Genomic DNA, 17,882 nt, shown 5'->3' on the forward strand with positions numbered 1-17,882 from the left:
AGCATGCGCCGTTGCCTACGAATATCGAACTAGTATGACAGAAAGCTAAGGCGCGAGCCCTATGTCAACTTTAACTGGCAAACACGGCACGATGAAAATTAACAAAATCATGGCTAGCCAGTGGCTTACTAAAATAAAAGCCTTGATAGTGATAGCATCCCATTCCTGCCAACGCATCACGCTGCTCAGCAGTTTCTACGCCCTCTGCTATTACCCCTAAGCCTAAAGCTTTTGATAACGCAATCACCGTACAGGCTATTGCAGCATCATTGTTGTCATGCAAAATATCTTCGACAAAACTACGATCAATTTTTAATTGCTCTAAGGGCAAACACTTCAAATAACTTAAAGACGAGTAACCGGTACCAAAATCATCTAACGCAAAGCCAATGCCGTATTCTTGCAAGCGGCGCATTTTAGCAACAACTTCATCTACTCGAGAAACTAAAATACTCTCTGTTAATTCAAATTGCAGACGATTCTGGACTAACGGATGTTGCTCTAAAATAGCTAAAACCTGCGGCAAAAAATTTTCTTGGTGAAATTGCCGTGCACTGATATTAATCGATAATTTAGGCACTAGACCCGGCATGTCAGCAGTCCAATTGGTGAGTTGCAAGCAAGATTGCTCAATAACCCATTGGCCAATTTCATAAATTAAACCACTTTCTTCAGCGATAGGAATAAACACCGCTGGGCTAACGGAGCCAAGCTCAGGATGAAACCAACGTATTAAAACCTCAGCCCCGACTAATTCGCCTTGCTCATTATGCAAGCCTTGATAATGCAATTGTAATTGTTGGTTGCTGAGAGCTTGTCTCAATTGGCTTTCTAATTGCGTCCGGGTTGAAGCTTGTATTTGCATCGACACATCAAACAAGCTAATCATGTTTTTGCCAGCGGCTTTCGCTTGATACATCGCTAAGTCTGCTTGCTGCAAAAGCTCATCCACGACTCTGTTGTCATCAGAAAAAATCGTAATACCGATACTAGGGCTACTCACATAACTCAGCTTTTCTAATTTAAATGGAGTATTCAGTACTGCACGAATTTTCTCGGCGATCTGGGCGGCCTGATCAATGGCCTGATAGTAATCTGGTGAGAGATGTAACAACAAAATGATAAACTCATCGCCACCTAAGCGTGCCACGGTATCTTGCTGCCGTACGCTTTGCTGTAAACGCTGCGCCACTTGCCGCAAAAGCTGATCACCGGTTGCGTGACCAAGTGAATCATTTAGATGTTTAAAGTTATCCAAATCAATAAACAGTAAAGCGCCCAATTCTTGACCGTACTGGCGCTTTTCTAAGGCATCATTTAAACACTGCATCAACATACGGCGGTTCGGTAACGAGGTTAAAGGGTCGTAAAAAGCTAATTTTTCAATTAAAACTTCTGCACGTTTGCGCTCCGAAAGATCTCTTACCATACCAATAAAGGTTACACTGTCAGCACGTTCGATCCGTGAAATGCGTAACTCCATATTAAATAAACGACCATCTTTACGCTGGCCTTTAGTTTCTCGACTGCGGCCAATAATTTTTGTTACGCCAAAGTGTAAATGCGCATTAATATAGTGGTCATGCTGGCTGCGATAGGGTTCAGGCATCAGCATCGACACATTTTTGCCCAGCACCTCTTCTTCTTTATAACCAAACAACTTAATTGCGGCATTGTTAAAGGTTTGAATTAAGCCTTGTTCATTAATGGTAATAATGGCATCCACCACATTATCGAGGATCTCACGATGCGCAACAGCATAATCCTCTAAAGCTTGTTCATTTTGCTTCATGCTACTGATATCACTGATATAACCATACCAGCTTGGTCGACCTAAATGATCTTGTTCAAGTGAAGCATGCGCGGCAAGCCAAACAATGTTACCGCTTGGATGTTGATAACGAAATTGCATGTGCCATGGTGTACCATGAGTAGCAGAATGGGTGAGTAGTGCTCTGAGATCATCAAAATCTTCAGCCGCTATCCGAGAAAAAATAGCGGATTGATTAGTGTGCAACTCTTGCAATGGCATACCCAGAATCGCTGCAGCACTATTGGTCAACTTCAACAACTGATAGGATTGTCCAGTGGTTTCAGATAATTGAAAAAAAAATCCCGGTAAATTGTCCGTTAATAAATTCAGAACCGTCTGACATTCCTGCTGACTACTAACTAACATCATGCCTCCTAGCTAGTTGGTGCGCTGCCGCGCCCAGAATTGCCGAGTTAACGCATCAAAACCTTGCGTGATGCCATTCATTTCATCACTGGCACAGGCGGTGGATTCGGCATTGTCCAGACTACGACCGGCTAAATCTCTAATGCTGGTTATATTCTGATTGATCATTTCCGCCACAGAACCTTGTTGAGAAACAGCTGCTGCAATCTGTTGATTCTGCTCGGTTATGCTTTGAATAGAATGTAAAACCTGCTCCAACACTTCTGCTGTTTGTGCACTCATTTCTGCACAGTTTTCTGCGCTATCATTACTTTGTTGTAAAGCATCGACGGCCAGAACAGTTCCTTGCTGTAATTTAGTTATTTTTTGTTGAATATCAGATATCGCGGTCTGCGTTCTACTTGCTAGTTGTCTTACCTCATCGGCCACGACTGAAAAACCGCGTCCCGCCTCTCCGGCACGAGCGGCCTCGATGGCAGCATTTAAAGCTAAGAGGTTGGTTCGCTCTGCAATGCTTCGAATAATATCTAAGATTTGACTAATATCCTGACTACTCTGCGCTACCTTTAATACAATTTGCCGCGCTTCGGCTAAAGTGTGTTGTAGTTGTTTGGCAGCACCAAGACTTTGATCAACTACCCCCTTACCACTTTGCGCTCGACAAAATGCACTATCTGCTGCATCTGATGAATATTTTGCATTGCCCGCAACATCTTGCACACTGACACACAGTTGATTAATGGCTGTAGCTACCTGCTCTGTTTCAGCAAACTGTGCAAAAATTTCTTGCCGAGTCGCCGACACCGATTGCGTTAGCTGCCCAATTCCTCTTGCTAAAGAATTAGCAGAATCTGCAACGCGCCCAACCACTCCGGCGGTTTCAGCTTCTAATGCTCGAATTAGTAGTTGAGTTTGGCCAATTTCATCAGCGCGACCGGTATAAACATAACAGGCTACTGGATCTGCAGACTGCTCCTTCACCATTTGAAACAACTTTTGCAGTGGCTCGAGTAATTGCCAATTCAGTATCAAAGCCAATAACAGCCCCAAAAAAGGATACAGAACATAGCTCATTGGAGATGAAATAAAATGAGCGATTGTTATACCCATTGCGATGGGTAGGAAGGTGGTGAACATTAATTTTAAACGCAGTGATAAGGTTGGTTTGCTTTGACGAAGGATTTTGCCTTTATTCAGCGCCGTGTAAATTTGCTGTGCACGCTTAATTTGTGGCGCAGACGCTTTCCGCCGGACAGACTGATATTCTGAAACCTTACCGTTATGACTAATAGGTGTTACAAAAGCGTCAACCCAATAGTGATCACCATTTTTACAACGATTTTTAACAATACCCATCCAGGGTGAGCCGGCTTGTATACGTTGCCAAAACTGTTGAAAAACCAAAGGCGGCATATCAGGATGACGGACAACGTGGTGATTTTGTCCTAACAATTCGTCTTGGCTAAAACCACTTATTTCAATAAATTCTTCATTTACATATTTAATTCGTCCTTGAAGATCTGTTGTTGATAAAATATTTGCCTCTGCATCAACTACCTGCTCACATCCTGTCACCGGTAAATTTTGTTTCATAACAGTTCTACTTTATTAGAATTAATTAAACAAAATAAATAACCATGAGCATATAAAGGTTATTTAACCATTATTTAATTGTGGTTATATCCTGTTCCTTTTTTACTGTCAACACTGAAAACTAATATTCGTAAAATATAATTTACGTATCCGTGACAAGCACTGTTAGCCAAATCGGCTTTTTTTGTAACGTATAAGTTTTGATGTAAACATTGCTGCAACTCACCTAATTTTATCTTCTCAGCCACAAATTATCGCCACAGTTACGCTCTGTTAGCATCAATTAAAAACGGTGAGCTAAATGCCAGGTAATGGTTTTCATCCAGCTGTTCAGCATTTATACTCCGCGGGTTTGCCCATCTGTTGGGCAGTCTACTCAGGAGAATGACACCTTATGCCAACTCTACAGCTGACACCTGCTTTATTTACCAAACTTAGCCTACTGACTGTGGCGATGGCGGGTTTGTTTAATGCCTCCGCGTTAGCACAACAAACCGCGGACAATAGCGAAAGTAAAATTGAAATAATTGAAGTCACCGCAACTAAACGTACACAAGCCATTTATGAAGTGCCGGTGGCCATTAGTGCTTTCAGCGGCGACGCCTTAGCCGAGCAAGGCATTACTGATTTAACCGATGTCGGTAAATTTGTTCCCAATTTAAATGTCACAGGTTTTTCTGCCGGTCACACTTCTTCGGCTAACCCTTTTATTCGCGGTATCGGTTTGCAAGATCACTTGATCACCACCGATCCGGGTGTCAGTGTATACGTGGATGGCGTGTATCTTGGCCGCCAAGTCGGTCAAAACTGGAACCTGAATAATATTGCGCGCATTGAAGTGTTACGTGGTCCACAAGGCACCTTGTATGGTCGTAATTCCATTGGCGGCGCCATTAATATTATTACGAAACAACCAGATGAAGTCGCTCTGAATAAGGCTACGGTCAGTGTCGGAACACGCGGTCGCTTAAAAGGTGATGTCTTTGTTAATCATGAATTGACCGATACCCTCGCCTTTAACTTAAATGCCGGCTATAACGAGCGTGATGGCTTAGGTAAATTTATTAACGTGCCTAATGCCAAATATGATGTGGGTGAAACCCAAGAAGCCTACGGTCGTCTATCTATTAAATTTTCGCCACAAGACGATTTAAGCTTTACCCTTACCGCTGATGCTAACGACGGTAATGGCGGCTTGCGCCCTTACACCACGCTCATCGATGAAGTGCCCACAGGTGCTTATTACACCGGTGAGCGTTTTGGCCAACCCACCCCAGCAGGCCCACTACGCAACAGCGATGTGGCGGCTAATATTTATGATAATGCCACAGGTACTAAAGAAGTCACTGAAGTCAGTAATTCTGCCAGCGGTTTATCACTGACCATGGATCTCGGCCTGACCGATACCTTAGCCACTAAAGCCATCATTAGCCATCGCACCTCTGACTACAAAGCCGGCTTAGATGATGACGCCACCATTTTTAGCTTAGATCACTATCCTGAAGTGGGTAATGCGGATCAAACGTCTGCTGAATTGCAATTAAATGGTTACCTTGGTGAAGTCGATTTTGTTTCTGGGATTTATTATTTCACCGAAGAAGGCAGCAATCGGCAAGGTGCCGATTCACGTTTTAACGGTGGTGCCAACCTGTTAGAGCTGGATCAGCGCTCAGTCAGCCGCGCTATCTTTGTGAATGTCGGCTATATGCTTACAGACGATCTGCGTATTGCCGGTGGCTTGCGTTTTAACCGTGACAAAAAAGACGTGATTGCCGATGTCGGCATTGGTGCTTTTACTGCTAGCGACAGCTGGAGCCAGCTAAGCTATGACTTATCCGCAAACTACACCATGCAAAATGGCTTGAATGTTTACACTAGCATCCAAAGCGGTTATCAATCAGGTCAGTTCCCGGCGCGTCCTTACTGCTTGTTTGGCGATCCAAATTGCTTAGTGGCTTCTGAAAACATCACGGCAGTAAACTACGAAGTGGGCTTAAAAGGGCAAATCAATAATAATTTTGCTATGAGCATTGCGGTATTTAATACCGAATATGATGATTTACCTTATCAGGTGAGCACCACCGCAGAAGGCGGCTTTAGCACCACAAACTTAGTGGTAAGCCAAACCTCACGTGGTATTGAATGGGAAGGCACCTGGTTTGTCACTGACGCCTTTAAACTGCATGGTGCAGTAGGCTATATCGATGTTGATGTGGATCAGATCGGTGCGGTGAAACCCGTTGCACCGTTGACACCTGACGTTACGGCAGCGCTGGGCGCAACGTATAAATTTGCGTTGGAAGGCGGTGCCGAATTGACCGCACGGCTAGATTACTCTTTCCGCGATGAGATGTATGGCGAACCAAGCAGTGACAGTGGCCGCTTTACCCAAATCGATAGCCGTGAGTTAATCAATATGGATCTGCGCTATGCACCGGCTCAGGGTGACTGGTCAGTGTCATTATATGCGCAAAACCTGCTTGATGAGCGCTATGATAATGCCCGGTTAAATACCGGTGACTATGTTCTGCGTATTTTAAGCAATGATGCGCGCGAACTGGGTGTGCGTTATACCGTGCAGTTTTAATTAAGCACCTGTTACACCGAACATCCCAGCTGTGGCCTACCGCAGCTGGGATTTTTTCTATCTCAGTAAGCGATATTGCTACTGCTTATCATGTTAAAAAAACGCCTGAACGACTGCGCTAAAACACCGCTCACCACGTAACATGGTCAATGAAACGATTCACTCGGCTAACCACACCTTTTCTGCCACTTCACCGCTAACGAGGTAGACCATGTTCAATTTTTTATTCGACAATATCGTAGCCGCCGTCATCGTTATGCTTGTTATTGTTGCCTTAGCCTTGTGGTACTTTTACCAACGCGACTTTTCTGCGTTAGCCCAAGCGCAAAAACATGCACATCGGCCACTTAGCGAGCAAGCCTTGCGTACGGCCACAGAAGAAGCCGATTTATGTGGCTTGGGCCGAGAGTTTCGCGCTTATATCCAAGGTATTAACTTACGCTTAGGCGCCAACCAGCTAAAAGTAGGGCATTTGTTGTGGATCTTTGATCAACTTGAACAAAATATTCGTTATGACGCTACCTTAACGATACCTGAGTTTAGCCAAGCCCTGCGCTGATGGTCGCCAACAGGTTAAACCGCACTCGCGCCTGCAATACTCAACTTGGCTATGGTATACTGCAGCCTTGTTGCTATCACGATATCTCGCCATTATGTCTTTCGCCGATCCCAGCTTAGAAGCTTTATTACAACGGTTATTAACCCAATATCAGCCGCGCTATACCGAAGGTAAAGTGGCCAACTATATCCCCGCATTGGCACAGGTCGCCCCCGAACAAGCAGGGGTTGCCATCGCCACCTTGGATGGCAAAATCAGTGGTGCCGGTGCGTTTGAGCAACAGTTTTCCTTACAAAGTGTCTCGAAAATTTTTGCGCTGGTGATGGCGATGAATAGACTCGACGATGAGCTGTGGCAACGCGTCAATATGGAGCCGTCAGGGCAGCCATTTAACTCAATTGTGCAGCTAGAATGGGAAAAAGGCATTCCACGTAACCCCGTGATTAATGCCGGGGCCATTTTAGTCTCGGATGTGTTGGTAAGTCATTATTCTGCTAGTAAAAGTGCTTTTCTTAGTTTTATTCGCCGCTTAGCACAAACCGATCAGATTTATGCCGATCAACAAGTGTATCAATCCGAATTAGAGCACGGTAATCGCAATGCGGCCCTCGCCTATTTGATGAAAAGCTTTGGCAATATTGAAGCAGAAGTGCCCTTAGTTTTGGCGCAGTATTTTCATCAATGTGCAACCGCCATTAGTTGCGCCGAATTGTCGCGCGCCCTGCTGTTTTTGGCAAACCGTGGCGTGCAGCCTGGCACCCAAGCGCAAATTTGCAGCCGACGTGACGCGCACCGCGTTAACGCCATTTTGTCCACCAGTGGCATGTATGATCAATCTGGCGAATTTGCGTTTAAAGTGGGTTTACCGGCAAAAAGTGGCGTTGGTGGTGCTATTGTTGCCATTGTGCCGCAATTTGGGGTGATCACGGCTTGGAGTCCACCGCTCAATCGGTTTGGTAACTCGGTCGTGGCCATGCAACTGATCACCGCCATTGCTGAAGAATTGGGCTTATCGTTGTTCTAATTACAACGTTGTTTTCATAAGTAACAGAACCAGCCCATGAGTTATGGATATAACGAAGACAAGTTACGCTGCCCCTCGCCATTACTTGTTATCTTTCTGAGCCTGAAGCGAACTCACTTTCAACATTCAACCGCTGTTTATTGCCTTTAGTCGCACATACAGCGTAACGAGCCTTGTTGCGCTTGATAACATACAGCCTTGTATGTATATTGCAACCATTATTCTGCTACTGTTATCTATCGCAGCTTTTCAGTTATGCCTCACAGGAGTTTTTATGCGTTTTAAGACCAAACTATTGAGTGCTGCCGCATTCAGCATGTTATTAGTAGCCTGTAGCCAACCTGAACCCAGTGCCACTCAAGGTACTGCCCCTGCGCCAGAAGTAGAAGTTGTGACGTTAAGCCATTCCGCTATGCCGCTGATCTCTGAATTACCAGGGCGCACCACGGATTATCGTCAGGCGGAGATCCGCCCTCAAGTCAACGGTATCTTAAAACAACGCTTATTTACGGAAGGCCAATTAGTCACTGCCGGACAAGTGCTCTATAAAATTGATGCGGCGCCTTATCAAGCCGCTTTGGCACATGCCAAAGCGAATTTAAGCAGCAGTAAAGCCATGCAACACAACGCACAGCTGAAAGCCGATCGCTTAAAAGGGTTAGTGGGTAAAAAAGCCATTAGCCAACAAGACTATGACGATGCTCAAGCGGCTTTAATGCAAGCAAATGCCGCAGTTGCCAGTAGTGAGGCCGCCTTACAAACCGCGCAAATTAACTTAGATTATACCGAGATCACGGCGCCTATCGCGGGTCAAATTGGCCGCTCTAATGTGACCGAAGGGGCTTTGTTAACGGCGAATCAGGCACAGGTGATGGCGACTGTCAGGCAACTTAACCCTATCTACGTTGATCTTACGCAATCAAGCAGCGAATTAATGCAACTTAAACGGCAACATCAGCAAATGGGTAGTGCCGAAGTAACGGTTGAACTGTTGCTAGATGATGGCAGTACTTACCCGCAACAGGGCAGCCTGCAATTCTCTGAAGTGAATGTCGATCCCAGCACGGGCATGGTGACCTTGCGTGCCGTGTTTGCCAATGATCAGGGTGATTTATTACCTGGCATGTTTGTTCGAGCCCGCCTGCAGCATGGTATCGACCAAAATGCTCTGATGGTGCCGCAAAAAGCGGTGATCCGAACGCCCAAAGGTCAAGCATCGGTGATGTTAGTCACCCAGGATAACATTGTAGAAGCACGGGTCATTGAGACCGGGCGTGCTGTGGGTCAAGATTGGCAAGTGCTTTCCGGCCTCAAAGCAGGAGATAGCGTGATTGTCGCGGGCTTACAAAAAATTCGACCTGGCGCCACGGTACGCACAGTAACGGCAACCCAAACCCCACCTAATTCTGCTGCTGTGCAGTAACCCTGGAGTCGCACATGGCAAATTTCTTTATCAATCGACCGATCTTCGCTTGGGTTATCGCCATCGTTATCATGTTGGCAGGCTTGTTATCCATCAAACAACTGCCGGTAGAGCAATATCCTCGGATCGCGCCACCGGCGATCAGTATCAGCACCTCTTATCGCGGTGCATCTGCTCAAACCGCTGAAGATGCGGTGACACAAGTTATCGAGCAAACCATGAATGGCCTCGATAACCTGATGTACCTGTCGGCCAACTCAGACTCTTCAGGCAATATCAGCTTAACGCTAACGTTTGAAACCGGTACTGATCCCGATATTGCACAAGTACAGGTGCAAAATAAGCTGCAACAAGCCTTACCCTTGCTGCCACAAGAAGTGCAGCAAGCCGGTGTGCGTGTGGCTAAATCGAATGGCGCTTTCTTAATGGTCGTTGGCTTTATCTCTGAAGATGGCAGCTTAACACGCGATGATATTGCTGACTTTGTCGTGGCCAATGTGCGCGACCCTTTAAGCCGCACCAGCGGGGTAGGTAATGTGCAAGTGTTTGGTAGCCAATATGCGATGCGTGTTTGGTTAGATGCCGATAAGTTAAACCAATTTCAACTGACCCCCGCCGACATTACTGCGGCCATTCAAGTACAAAATAATCAGGTAACAGCGGGACAACTGGGTGGTTCGCCCGCCCTGCCCGGTCAACAATTTAATGCGGCTATTTTAGCGCAAACACGCTTAACCTCAGCCGAAGAGTTTGGCCAAATATTACTGCGCACCAACAGCGATGGCTCAACCGTGAAATTGGCAGATGTGGCGCGGGTTGAGCTTGGCGGTGAAGATTACTCCGTGATCGCCCGTTACAATGGCAAAATGGCCACGGGTTTAGCTATTGAATTAGCAACCGGTGCGAATGCCCTTGATACGGCTGCCGCGGTACGAGCCAAACTGGATGAACTGCGCCCTTATTTCCCGGCGGGGTTAAGTACTGTGGTGCCTTATGACACCACGCCTTTTGTCGAAATATCGATTAGCTCAGTTGTACAAACGCTGATTGAAGCGATTATCCTTGTATTCTTGGTCATGTATCTGTTTTTGCAGAATTTCCGCGCCACACTGATCCCTACCTTAGCCGTGCCCGTGGTGCTACTAGGTACTTTTGGCGTGATGGCTGCTTTTGGTTTTTCAATCAACACCTTAACCATGTTTGGTATGGTGCTGGCCATCGGCTTATTAGTCGATGACGCCATCGTAGTCGTCGAAAACGTTGAACGGGTAATGAGCGAAGAAGGGTTAGGCCCTATTGAAGCCACTCGTAAATCTATGGGGCAGATCACCGGCGCCTTAGTGGGTATCGGCTTAGTATTATCGGCGGTCTTTGTGCCAATGGCCTTTTTTGGTGGCGCAACCGGCGCTATCTATCAGCAGTTTTCCATTACTATCGTTACCGCGATGGCGCTGTCGGTACTGGTTGCGATCATTTTCACACCAGCCCTTTGTGCCACTATGCTCAAACCCATCCACGGTAATCATCAGGCAAAAAAAGGCTTTTTTGGTTGGTTTAACCGGGGTTTTGAGCAAACCAATCGCAATTATCAGCGCGGTGTGGCGGGCATGCTTGCTCGGCCAAAACGCTCAATGCTGGTTTATGGTGCCATCGTGATGGTGATGGCACTGATGTTCGTGCGCTTACCCACTTCATTTTTACCCGAAGAGGATCAGGGTGTATTCCTCACGTTAATTCAATTACCCACCGGCGCCAGCCAAGAGCGCACCGAAGCCGTCATGGACAAAATTGCCGGCCATTATGGCCAAGAGCAAGCGGTACAGTCAGTGTTTACTGTATCGGGCTTTAGTTTTGCCGGTCGCGGCCAGAATATGGGCTTAGCCTTTGTGCGTTTAAAAGATTGGAGCCTGCGTGATGCCTCCGACAGCGTACAAGCCGTGATTGGCCGTGCCATGGGTTATTTTATGACGGTAAAAGAGGCGCAAATTTTTGCCTTTAACTTACCGCCTATTGCCGAGTTAGGCCGCGCAACCGGCTTTACCTTATTCTTACAGGATAGAGGCGGTGTGGGTCATGAAGCACTGTTAGCCGCCAGAAACCAGCTACTGGGTATGGCAGCGCAAGAACCCGGCTTAATTGGTGTTCGGCCAAATGGCATGGAAGATGGCCCACAGTTAAAAATTAATGTTGACCAGTTAAAAGCACAAGCGTTGGGTGTCTCTCTTAGTAATATTAACCAAACCCTGTCGATTGGTTGGGGCTCGACCTATGTTAATGACTTTTTAGATCGTGGCCGCGTGAAGAAAGTGTTTGTGCAGGCCGAACCTGAATTTCGTATGACACCTGAAGATATCAAGCGTTGGTTTGTGCGCAACGACAACGGTGAGATGGTCAGTTTCGCCTCGTTCGCCAGCAGCGAATGGGTATATGGCCCGCAACGTTTAGAGCGTTACAACGGCGTATCCGCACTGGAGATCCAAGGCGAACCGGCACCGGGCTCAAGCTCGGGTGATGCCATGAATACCATGGAACGGCTTATTGGCCAGCTACCTGACGGTATTGGTTTTGAATGGACCGCGACCTCTTATCAAGAAAAACTCTCTGGCTCACAAGCACCCGCTTTATATGCGCTGTCGATCTTAGTGGTGTTCTTATGTTTAGCGGCCTTGTATGAAAGCTGGAGCGTGCCTTTTGCGGTGATCTTAGTCGTACCGCTCGGTATTGTTGGTGCGTTAACGGCAGCGTATATGCGCGGTTTAGGCAACGACGTGTATTTTCAGGTAGGGTTATTAACCACCATGGGGCTGGCATCGAAAAACGCCATCTTGATTGTTGAGTTTGCGCGCGAGTTACAGCAACAAGGTAAAGAGCTGGTCGAAGCCATTTTAGAAGCGGTGCGGTTGCGTTTACGCCCCATTATTATGACATCAATGGCCTTTTCACTTGGCGTATTGCCACTGGTGATCAGTAGCGGCGCAGGCTCTGCCAGTCGAAATGCGATTGGTACTGGTGTACTAGGCGGCATGATCTCCGCCACGGTACTGGCCGTGTTTTTAGTGCCGGTATTTTACTTGGTGATTATGCGTTTGTTTGCCAAGCAACCCCGCGCGAACGCTGAGCAAAGCGAAACCTAACTTAGTAGGCATGTAAAACTGCCACCGATTCGTACCTTTGCCGGCTTTTAGTCCCACACTAAATAGCCGGCTTTTTTTATGCTTAATGTTACCGGGTGATTAGCGCTGCTTTAAGCCTTGCAGCATGGCATCAATCAATACAGCGGCATGCTGATCTAAATCGCATTGCTGCGGTTTTAATAAATAACTACTAATGATACCACCAACATACATATGAAAAGCCGATGCCGCCAGACGAGGTGATACACCCGTTCGTAACATCCCCGCTTGCTCGGCACGTGCAAAAGCTCGCTGCATCACCGCGATGGTTTGCGCATCTAATTCATCTTGTTTATTTACGGCCGGGTTTAATTCATCGAGATATTCACAGCGATGAAATACAATTGTCAGCACACGATGTAACTGCTCGCTATTGGCAATCATTTGTAGGGCATTAACCATGAGGTCTCGCACCTGTATGAAAGGATCGACATGCGGATTACTATCCACTTCCGCCAACAAATGCTGAAACGGTAGGCGCACCCGCTCTAACATGGCGTTAAACACATCAGCTTTGTTATCAAAGTGCCAATAAATAGCACCGCGGGTAACATTAGCGGCTTGGGCAATTTTCTCGAGAGTGGTTCGAGATACACCAAACTGAAAAAACAGCTGTTCAGCCGCATCTAAGATCGCTGCGCGAGTGGTTTCTGCTTCGGCTTTAGTACGTCTTGCCATAGAATTTATCAGGCCTATTTCGCTGCATTACATGGCCGTAATATTAACATAACTCATGTATGCAGACCTAATAGCCGAACGGCACAACGGGGCGACTGGTCGCAAAGCAACGCACACTTATTTTTGAAATTGCGACGGCCGATGACGCGCCCAAAAACCACTGAAATTATCTTTACTGACAATAGCGCCGGTATGCTCCACCACAAAGCCCGCAAGCCGCGCGGCAAACTTTACGGCATGCTGCGGTAGACTACCGCCAAGCCTTGCGGCTAAGTAACCGCCGTTAAAAGCATCACCGGCCGCAGTGGTGTCGATCACTTTTTTTACCGGGTGGGCAGCTACGCTAAACGTCTGTCCTTGATAATAACCACAGATCGGGTTCTCACCATTTTTAACAATAATTTCTGCCACGCCCAGTTCAGTTAAATGTGCCACAACCTGCTCGGTATTGCTCGCTCCAAACAGCTTTTTATGGTCCTCTAAGCCGGGTAAAGCAATGTCAGTTAATTGATAGGCTCGAGTTAAGGCTTGCTGCGCTTCGCTGTCATTTTCCCATAAAGCGGCACGGTAATTCGGATCGAAAATAATTTGGCTACCCGCGGCTTTTAAGCGTGTAATCATCTGATACAGCGCCTCACGATCGGGCTTGGCTAAAATGGCTAAAGAAATACCTGAAAAGAAAAACATATCGGTGCCGCTAATTTGTTGCTCGGCTTGCTGCTGCAAGGCTAATTGCATCATCTGTTTGGCGGCCGAAGTGTCACGCCAATACACGAAACTGCGCTCGCCAAAGGCATCGGTATTAATCATATATAATCCGGGTCGTGCGGTTTTTGTGCGGAAAATCAAACGGGTATCCACTTGCTCTCGCTCGACCGCACGCACCAATTTATCGCTGATTAAATCCGTACCTACTGCGGTAAAAAACTGCACCTGCACTGGGAGTTCGCAACAACGCTTTAAATACACGGCCGTATTAAACACATCACCGGCAAACGCTTTATGGTAAACCGTTTCAACAAGTTGAAACAACTCAACCATGCACTCACCCATAATCACAATACGCTTATTCATACTTAATCCTTTATTATCCACTCCACTATTCTCTCACTAAACCGCCACAAGCACCTCCGACCACACTCAGACACTGGTCAGACCGCACTCAGAGACACATCCGACCACACTCAGACACCGGTCGGACCAGTACCTGAGTGTGGTCGGATGAGGGTTAACTAAAAAAAGCCAGGTAAAGGGTGCGGCCGCTTAATAATAAGGTTGCAGCAAATACCGCCGCACCCAACACATTCTGCCGCAAGCTGTTGCGATAGGTACCCAGCAGTGAGGAGTTCACGGCTAGTAATAAGCACAGAGTAATGATTGGCAGCAAAATACCATTAGCCACTTGGGCAAACCAAATGATGCTCAAGGGTTTTAAGCCCAAACTCGATACCAGCATACCCACCAAAATAATCAGTAACCAACTCAGTCGAAACCATTGTGGGCTCAGCTGTAACAAGCCGCGCAAAGCATAAGCCGCGGCTAACGGTGCGGTAATGGCTGATGATAAACCGGCTGCTAGTAAACCTAACGCCATTAAGTAGGTCGCTGCAGAACCAAATACCGGTTGCAACGACAACGCTAAATCACCGGCATTTTCCATTTTTAGGCCTTTGCCAAAATAAGCGGTTGCTGCCGTAGATAACACGGCTAAAGTGATCAACCCACCTAAGGGTATGGCGGTGCGTAAGTCAGCCGCAGACTCTGCCAGAGCTTGTGCTTTATTGGGCTGATTGTGCCATTTTGTGGCAGAGCTTGCCGAGTGTAAGAACAAAGAATAAGGCACTACCGTGGTGCCGATCAAGGCAATCACCGTTAACGTGGCACCAGTAGGAATTGTCGGTAATAACATGCCCGACAACATCGCCCCCAGATCGGGCTTGGTTAGCAGCATGGTGCTGATAAACGCCAAGCTCATCAGCAGTACTAAACCAATTAAAAACCGCTCAATCCGTTGATATTGCCCGCGCCACAGTACCACGATTGCAATGACGCCTAACAGTAATGACCAGGGGTTTAACCCCGTGTGTTGCTTTAGTGACAGCACCAGCGCCTGTTGCCCCCAAATGGCATCGGCCCCCAGGCTAGCACCGGTTAAATTTCCGCCTTGATAAGCACTATTCCCCACAACAACCGCCGCGACCACCAGGCTATATAACAACACTTTTAATAGCGGCTGTTGTACTAAATGTCGAAGGTTTTCACCCAAACCTTTACCGGTAACGATGCCTAAGCGTGAGGCCATTTCTTGTAAAATCATCGTTGCGATGACAGAAAATAATAACGCCCATAACAGGGCGTAACCATAGTTCGCACCAGCCAATGAAGCGGTTACCACCGTGCCTGGGCCAATAAAAGCCGCTGTCACTAAAGTGGCAGGGCCTAAACGAAAATACGCACGCATAAACTGAATTCCTGAAGGTATTGCCGCGACACCTTTGTAATCTCGATGTCAAAACAGCATTATTTGTCTGGTGTTTGCTGTAACTTAAGCGTCTTTGCCACTAAGTACAACACTTCAGTTTGCTTAGCTTGCGACTTGATTAAAATAGCTGCAATACGGCGGTGCGTGAAGTAATAGCCCGTCTATGCCTAATGCCGAGCAGTTTAGTGATTAGCCTGCTTCAGTCGGTAGCGCTGCTCGCGATACAACCACGAAGGTAATAACACTTCGGCTAACGCTTTGTTTTTTGTTTTTGCCGCCACTGCGCTATCGCTTAGTGTCAGCCGTTTTTGTTCAAAATCGTAATACCCACTCACCGCTTGGCCATCGGGCTTTAAAATGGTGATGTTCGGGCTGCCATCTGGTTGTTGCTGCAACAGTGCAAAATACTGATCAAATTGTAATAAAGCCCGGCCTGGCGTCGAAGCATCACGACTAAAATCGCGCCCCAGCAAAGGTGTTTCTGCGCTGATACCCAGTAACGATAATAACGTGGGCGCTAAATCAATTTGACTGGCCAACGCACTGATTTTTTGTGGTTGAATATCGGCGCCCAAAATCAGTGCCGGAATATGAAACTTATCAACCGGAACCAAGCTATTACCGTAAACCCGATTGTCATGATCAGCGACAATTAAAAACACGGTATTTTGCCAATACGCCTGCTTTTTAGCCTCGGCAATAAATTTACCCAAAGCATAATCGGCATATTTCACGGCGTTATTCACCGTTGCTTTCGGTTGTTGATGCAGCACAATACGATCATCCGGAAACTCAAAGGGTTCATGATTCGATGAGGTAAAAATTAAACTAAAGAACGGCTTATCTTGCTGTGCCAACTCGGCTAAACGGGCTGCTGCTGCCGTAAACAGATCTTCATCACTTGCGCCCCAACTTCCCACAAATTGTGGATGAATCATTTTGGGGAAGTCTAATACCTCATTGAAACCATTACCGGTAAAGAAGCTGCGCATATTGTCAAAATGCGACTCACCGCCATAAACAAAATTCGTATGGTAACCTTGCTGCGACAAGGTACTGGCAAGGGTATAAAAGTTTTGTTGTGCTGCCGAAAGCTTCACCACACTTTGTGCTGGTGTCGGCGCAAAACCGGCGACAACCGCCTCAATGCCTCGAACCGAACGGGTACCGGTGGCATACATTTGCTCAAACCACCAACCTTGCTCTTTTAATTTAGCAAGCTCAGGGGTAACGGCTACGCCGCCTAACGGCTCAACGAACGTTGCGCCCAAACTCTCTTCTAAAATAATCACCAAATTAAGTGGCCGCGCTTTGGCTTGCACCGGTGTGCGCAGTGCCATCGTCGGTAACTCAGCATCAGTAAATTGCAATGCGTGTAGCCATGGCCAATCTAAAGCTAATTGCAACATGTCTTGCTCGGTTAGGGTGCCATAAATCTCACTAGAGCGAGCTTCGTGCTTTAAACTATAAATGGCATAGATCACCGAATAAGGCGAATTAATCACTAACGAATTAACCATGGCATCACCGGTAATGGCGAACAGCGCAGGGTTAGCCGGCCGATGTTCGGTGGTTGAACGAATGGCGGCAAAAACCAAAAACACCACGAACGGCCAGCTCAGCAACAAGGTTCGCGTATGTTGATAAGGTCGCATCTTGGCGGATACACGCCTAAGCCATTGATTAATAAGCCACAACAATAAAGCCATAGCCATTAAGCCGCCCACGAACATCAAGCGAAAACCCTGCCATAAGGTGCTGAAAACTTCTTTTGGGTATTTTAAGTATTCGATGTAAAGCCGGTTCGGACGCACATCATATTGCAAGATAAATTGTGGTGTAGACACCTCTAACAAAATCACTAAAGCAAAACCCAACAACACCCAATAATGGCTGACGTTACGCCAAATATGAATAGTGCGGGCATGTGCTAGCAAGGGTAACAACAACATGGGAAGCGCCAACCATATACCGGCAAAGATCAAATCAGCCCTAACACCTTGCAGCAAAATACGGCTTAACTCACCCGTCTCTAATACGCGTTCGTACTGCCAGAAAACCAGCCCTAAACGATTAGCCGACAACAACAACAGCACCCCAGCGAGTAACACCAGATACTGTAAATAAGGCCCGCTTAGGCGAATCAACCGTTCAGTTTTTTGCATAAATGATATTCCGCACACT

At 46.8% G+C, this 17,882-nt stretch carries 11 protein-coding genes; 5 read left to right on the forward strand and 6 right to left on the reverse strand.

Going from position 1 to position 17,882, the window contains the following annotated elements:
- Nucleotides 1-70 precede the first annotated feature (70 nt).
- On the reverse strand, nucleotides 71-2,182 hold the full coding sequence (locus tag LMJ53_RS13965) for a putative bifunctional diguanylate cyclase/phosphodiesterase (RefSeq protein WP_229587624.1): 2,112 nt from the start codon (nucleotides 2,180-2,182) through the stop codon (nucleotides 71-73).
- A gap of 9 nt (nucleotides 2,183-2,191) precedes the next feature.
- Complete coding sequence (locus LMJ53_RS13970; RefSeq protein WP_229587626.1) at nucleotides 2,192-3,772, reverse strand: methyl-accepting chemotaxis protein; 1,581 nt, start codon at nucleotides 3,770-3,772, stop codon at nucleotides 2,192-2,194.
- 394 nt (nucleotides 3,773-4,166) lie between these two features.
- Between LMJ53_RS13970 and LMJ53_RS13975 the strand changes: the two genes are divergently transcribed.
- The 5 genes from LMJ53_RS13975 (at nucleotide 4,167) to LMJ53_RS13995 (ending at nucleotide 12,499) form a co-directional block, all read left to right on the forward strand.
- Nucleotides 4,167-6,359: a TonB-dependent receptor gene (locus LMJ53_RS13975; RefSeq protein ID WP_229587628.1), complete on the forward strand. Its 2,193-nt coding sequence runs from the start codon at nucleotides 4,167-4,169 to the stop codon at nucleotides 6,357-6,359.
- Between the two features lie 211 nt (nucleotides 6,360-6,570).
- Nucleotides 6,571-6,918, forward strand: coding sequence for a hypothetical protein (locus tag LMJ53_RS13980; RefSeq protein WP_229587630.1), 348 nt, complete (start codon nucleotides 6,571-6,573; stop codon nucleotides 6,916-6,918).
- Nucleotides 6,919-6,985: 67 nt separating this feature from the next.
- Complete coding sequence (gene glsB / locus LMJ53_RS13985; RefSeq protein WP_229587632.1) at nucleotides 6,986-7,942, forward strand: glutaminase B; 957 nt, start codon at nucleotides 6,986-6,988, stop codon at nucleotides 7,940-7,942.
- A 274-nt stretch (nucleotides 7,943-8,216) separates the two neighbouring features.
- Nucleotides 8,217-9,365: an efflux RND transporter periplasmic adaptor subunit gene (locus tag LMJ53_RS13990; RefSeq protein ID WP_229587634.1), complete on the forward strand. Its 1,149-nt coding sequence runs from the start codon at nucleotides 8,217-8,219 to the stop codon at nucleotides 9,363-9,365.
- 14 nt (nucleotides 9,366-9,379) lie between these two features.
- Nucleotides 9,380-12,499, forward strand: a complete 3,120-nt coding sequence (locus LMJ53_RS13995; protein ID WP_229587635.1) for an efflux RND transporter permease subunit — start codon at nucleotides 9,380-9,382, stop codon at nucleotides 12,497-12,499.
- Nucleotides 12,500-12,598: 99 nt separating this feature from the next.
- Here the strand turns inward: LMJ53_RS13995 and LMJ53_RS14000 are convergent, their stop codons facing one another.
- From LMJ53_RS14000 to LMJ53_RS14015, 4 genes are all read right to left on the reverse strand, one after another.
- Nucleotides 12,599-13,216 (reverse strand): TetR family transcriptional regulator, encoded by a 618-nt coding sequence (locus LMJ53_RS14000; RefSeq protein ID WP_229587637.1) that lies wholly within the window; start codon nucleotides 13,214-13,216, stop codon nucleotides 12,599-12,601.
- A 117-nt stretch (nucleotides 13,217-13,333) separates the two neighbouring features.
- Nucleotides 13,334-14,290 carry a sugar kinase gene (locus LMJ53_RS14005; protein ID WP_229587644.1) on the reverse strand — a complete coding sequence of 319 codons (957 nt, stop codon included), beginning with the start codon at nucleotides 14,288-14,290 and terminating at the stop codon, nucleotides 13,334-13,336.
- A gap of 154 nt (nucleotides 14,291-14,444) precedes the next feature.
- Nucleotides 14,445-15,677 (reverse strand): Nramp family divalent metal transporter, encoded by a 1,233-nt coding sequence (locus LMJ53_RS14010; protein ID WP_229587646.1) that lies wholly within the window; start codon nucleotides 15,675-15,677, stop codon nucleotides 14,445-14,447.
- 203 nt (nucleotides 15,678-15,880) lie between these two features.
- On the reverse strand, nucleotides 15,881-17,863 hold the full coding sequence (locus tag LMJ53_RS14015) for an LTA synthase family protein (protein ID WP_229587648.1): 1,983 nt from the start codon (nucleotides 17,861-17,863) through the stop codon (nucleotides 15,881-15,883).
- Between the last annotated feature and the right edge of the window lie 19 nt (nucleotides 17,864-17,882).

It is taken from the genome of Rheinheimera sp. UJ51, assembly GCF_020819615.1.
Lineage (GTDB): Bacteria > Pseudomonadota > Gammaproteobacteria > Enterobacterales > Alteromonadaceae > Alishewanella > Alishewanella maricola.

Excerpts from the sequence above, each read along its gene's own strand:
- LMJ53_RS13965 (WP_229587624.1), bottom strand. The coding sequence starts at position 2,182 with ATGATGTTAGTTAGTAGTCAGCAGGAATGTCAGACGGTTCTGAATTTA.
- LMJ53_RS13970 (WP_229587626.1), bottom strand. The coding sequence starts at position 3,772 with ATGAAACAAAATTTACCGGTGACAGGATGTGAGCAGGTAGTTGATGCA.
- LMJ53_RS13975 (WP_229587628.1), top strand. The coding sequence starts at position 4,167 with ATGCCAACTCTACAGCTGACACCTGCTTTATTTACCAAACTTAGCCTA.
- LMJ53_RS13980 (WP_229587630.1), top strand. The coding sequence starts at position 6,571 with ATGTTCAATTTTTTATTCGACAATATCGTAGCCGCCGTCATCGTTATG.
- LMJ53_RS13990 (WP_229587634.1), top strand. The coding sequence starts at position 8,217 with ATGCGTTTTAAGACCAAACTATTGAGTGCTGCCGCATTCAGCATGTTA.
- LMJ53_RS13995 (WP_229587635.1), top strand. The coding sequence starts at position 9,380 with ATGGCAAATTTCTTTATCAATCGACCGATCTTCGCTTGGGTTATCGCC.
- LMJ53_RS14000 (WP_229587637.1), bottom strand. The coding sequence starts at position 13,216 with ATGGCAAGACGTACTAAAGCCGAAGCAGAAACCACTCGCGCAGCGATC.
- LMJ53_RS14005 (WP_229587644.1), bottom strand. The coding sequence starts at position 14,290 with ATGAATAAGCGTATTGTGATTATGGGTGAGTGCATGGTTGAGTTGTTT.
- LMJ53_RS14010 (WP_229587646.1), bottom strand. The coding sequence starts at position 15,677 with ATGCGTGCGTATTTTCGTTTAGGCCCTGCCACTTTAGTGACAGCGGCT.
- LMJ53_RS14015 (WP_229587648.1), bottom strand. The coding sequence starts at position 17,863 with ATGCAAAAAACTGAACGGTTGATTCGCCTAAGCGGGCCTTATTTACAG.